Below are 3,571 nucleotides of genomic sequence, written 5' to 3'. Positions count from 1 at the left end.
TGCCCTGCCCGCGTGCTCGCGCCGGATCATCCTCCCGGTGAACGATGGCCGCCTGTTCGAACTCGATGCCGCCACCGGTCAGCGCTGTGCCACCTTCGCCGAAAACGGCGTGCTCGATCTGCAGCATCTGCAGCCGGTCAAGACCCCTGGTCAGTATGAGCCCACGTCGCCGCCAATCATTACATCGAAGGTCATCGTCGTTGCGGGTGCCGTCACCGACAACTATGGAACGCGCGAGCCGTCCGGCGTGATACGCGGATTCGATGTGGACACGGGCAAACTTCTTTGGGCGTTCGATCCCGGCGCGTCCAACCCCAACGCAATTCCTGGCGACCAGCATAGTTACACGATGAACTCGCCGAACTCATGGGCTCCCTCAGCCTACGATCCGAAACTCGATCTCATCTATCTGCCGATGGGCGTAACGACCCCCGACATCTGGGGCGGCCATCGCACGCCCGATCAGGAGCGCTATGCGAGCGGACTGCTTGCGCTAAATGCAACGACAGGTAAGCTCGCCTGGTTCTATCAAACCGTCCACCACGACTTGTGGGACATGGACCTGCCGGCGCAGCCGACCATCGCCGACATCAAGGACAGCAGCGGCAACATCATCCCCGCGATCTATGCGCCGGCCAAGACGGGCAACATCTTCGTGCTCGACCGGCGCACCGGCAAGCTGATCGTGCCCGCACCCGAGCAACCGGTGCCGCAAGGCGCGGCTACGGGTGATCACGTGTCGCCGACCCAGCCATTCTCAGACCTCACGTTCAGGCCGAAGAAGAACCTGACCGGCGCGGACATGTGGGGCGCGACGATGTTCGACCAACTCGTGTGCCGCGTGATGTTCCATCGTTTGCGTTATGAAGGACCGTTCACGCCGCCTTCTGAGCAAGGAACGCTGGTGTTTCCTGGGAATCTCGGCATGTTCGAGTGGGGCGGACTTGCCATCGATACAGACCGGCGCATCGCTATCGCCAATCCGATCGCGCTGCCTTTCGTCTCGCGGCTCATTCCACGCGGGCCTAAAAATCCGATCGAGCCTCCCGCCTCCGGCCAGAGTGGTACGGGCACCGAAACCGGCGTCCAGCCGCAATATGGCGTGCCGTTTGGGGTGACGCTGAACCCGTTCCTGTCACCGTTGGGATTGCCGTGCAAGCAACCTGCGTGGGGTTATGTATCGGCGGTCGATCTGGGCACGAATGCGGTGATCTGGAAGAAGCGCATCGGCACGACGCGTGACAGCTCGCCCATCCCGATCCCGTTCAAGATGGGCATGCCGATGCTCGGTGGTCCAGTCACGACGGCGGGTCACGTGTTCTTTATCGGGGCGACTGCGGACAACTATCTGCGCGCGTTCAATACCGATACCGGCGAGCAGCTATGGGAAGCTCGCCTGCCTGCGGGAGGCCAGGCGACGCCAATGACGTATGAGGCCGGTGGTAAGCAGTACGTGGTCATCGCGGCTGGTGGTCATGGGTCGTTCGGGACCAAGCTGGGCGATTACGTGATGGCTTATGCGTTGCCGGATAAGCAGTGAGATGGGATTGCGCGCGATGCCGAGGGGCGTCGCGCGTTATAGCCAAACGATAGACTAAAGCTGCAGCCTAACTTCTACAGGTGTCCATTCCACTTTATGGCGAAAGAGATGCTGGTGAAAACTTCGAAGCTCACTCCCACTCAATCGTCGCCGGCGGTTTCCCCGAAATATCATAAACAACGCGATTGATCCCGCGAACCTCATTGATGATCCGGTTCGAAACATGCCCGAGCAGCTCATGAGGCAGATGCGCCCATTGCGCGGTCATGAAGTCCAGCGTCTGCACGGCGCGCAAGGCGACCACATACTCATAGGTGCGCCCATCGCCCATTACGCCGACGCTTTTCACCGGCAAAAACACCGCGAAAGCCTGGCTCGTCAGCTCATACCATGACTTGCCCGATTCCTTATCAAACGTATTCCTCAACGTTTCGATAAAAATCGCATCTGCGTGACGCAACAGATCCGCGAACTCGCGCTTCACTTCGCCAAGGATCCGCACACCCAGCCCCGGGCCCGGGAACGGATGCCGATAAACCATCGCCGGCGGCAATCCAAGCTTCACGCCCAGCTCGCGCACCTCATCCTTGAACAACTCGCGCAACGGCTCCAGCAGCTTCAGGTTCAACGTCTCCGGCAAACCACCCACGTTGTGATGGCTCTTGATCGTGTGACCCTTCTTGCCCTTGCCCGCCGACTCGATCACGTCGGGATAAATCGTCCCCTGCGCGAGCCACTTTGCATCTTTCAGCTTGTTTGCTTCCGTCTGGAACACTTCCACGAACTCAGCACCAATGATCTTCCGCTTCGCTTCGGGATCGTTGACACCGGCAAGCTTCGACAAGAACACTTCGCTGGCATCGACGTGAATCACCTTCACGCCAAGGTGATCGGCGAACGTCGTCATGACCTGCTCGGCCTCGTTCAACCGCAACAAGCCGTGATCGACGAACACGCACGTCAGTTGCGCGCCAATCGCGCGATGCAACAGCGCCGCGGCCACCGACGAATCCACGCCGCCCGACAACCCGAGGATCACGTGTTCGTCGCCGACCTGGGCGCGGATCTTCTCGACGGCTTCATCGATGTAATGACCCATCTCCCAATCCGGCCGCGCTGCGCACAGTTCCAGCACGAAGCGATCGAGCATCGCGCGGCCCTGCACTGTATGCGTGACTTCGGGATGCCACTGCAGGCCGTAGAAATGGCGCTCGTCGTCGGCCATGGCGGCGATCGGGCAAGCCGGCGTCGATGCCATCAGCTTGAATCCCAAAGGCATGTCGGCCACCTTGTCGCCGTGACTCATCCACACTTTGAGCATGCCGTGACCTTCGGCCGTCTGGAAATCTTCGATGCCGTTCAGGAAACTCGTATGGTTATGCGCGCGCACTTCCGCATAGCCGAATTCGCGCACATTGCCGAGTTCGACCTTGCCGCCAAGCTGTTCGGCCATGGTCTGCATGCCGTAGCAAATGCCCAAGACCGGTACACCGAGATCGAAGACGACTTGCGGGGCGCGCGGCGAATTCAGCTCGGTCACAGAGTTGGGTCCACCCGACAAGATGATGCCCTTCGGCGCGAACTCGCGAATGAACGCTTCATCGACGTCGTACGGATGGATCTCCGAATACACGTGCGATTCGCGGATGCGCCGCGCGATCAGTTGGGTGACTTGGGAGCCGAAATCGAGAATCAGGATCTTGTCGTGCATGGCAGCGGCCAGAAGGCGAGTGAGCGGAAACGGTTGGCAAAACAGAAACGCGAAGCGGCGGGAACGGTGTCCCGCGCGTCGCGTCGCGCAGAAATATCAACGGCCGGCGTCTAACGCCGCTCGTCTTTGGAAACACTTGGAGCGGCACAGTTGCCGCTCACGACGTTCAATGCGGATCGCGGCGAATCGTGGCGCCCGTCACCGGATCGATGGTTTGTCCGGTCACCGGGTCGATTGCCCGGCCGGTCTCGGGATCGATCTTGTGACCGCTGCTTACCGGCTCGAACGCGCGGCCGGTCACAGGATCGAGAGAACGGCCA

The 3,571-nt window shown here is 60.5% G+C and carries 2 protein-coding genes; one reads left to right on the top strand and one right to left on the bottom strand.

Annotated features, from left to right (window positions below):
- The coding region (locus tag ACRXB1_RS32910) for an outer membrane protein assembly factor BamB family protein (protein WP_449494408.1) at positions 1–1,540 on the top strand (1,540 nt) is incomplete at its 5' end.
- A 130-nt stretch (positions 1,541–1,670) separates the two neighbouring features.
- Here ACRXB1_RS32910 and guaA read toward each other — a convergent pair.
- Positions 1,671–3,251, bottom strand: coding sequence for a glutamine-hydrolyzing GMP synthase (gene guaA, locus ACRXB1_RS32905; RefSeq protein ID WP_062169810.1), 1,581 nt, complete (start codon positions 3,249–3,251; stop codon positions 1,671–1,673).
- Between the last annotated feature and the right edge of the window lie 320 nt (positions 3,252–3,571).

This window comes from Caballeronia sp. M23-90, from assembly GCF_053574605.1.
The sequence above is the reverse complement of the archived record's forward strand: the minus strand, read 5'-3'. Positions and strand labels throughout refer to the sequence as shown.

Excerpts from the sequence above, each read along its gene's own strand:
- guaA (WP_062169810.1), bottom strand. The coding sequence starts at position 3,251 with ATGCACGACAAGATCCTGATTCTCGATTTCGGCTCCCAAGTCACCCAA.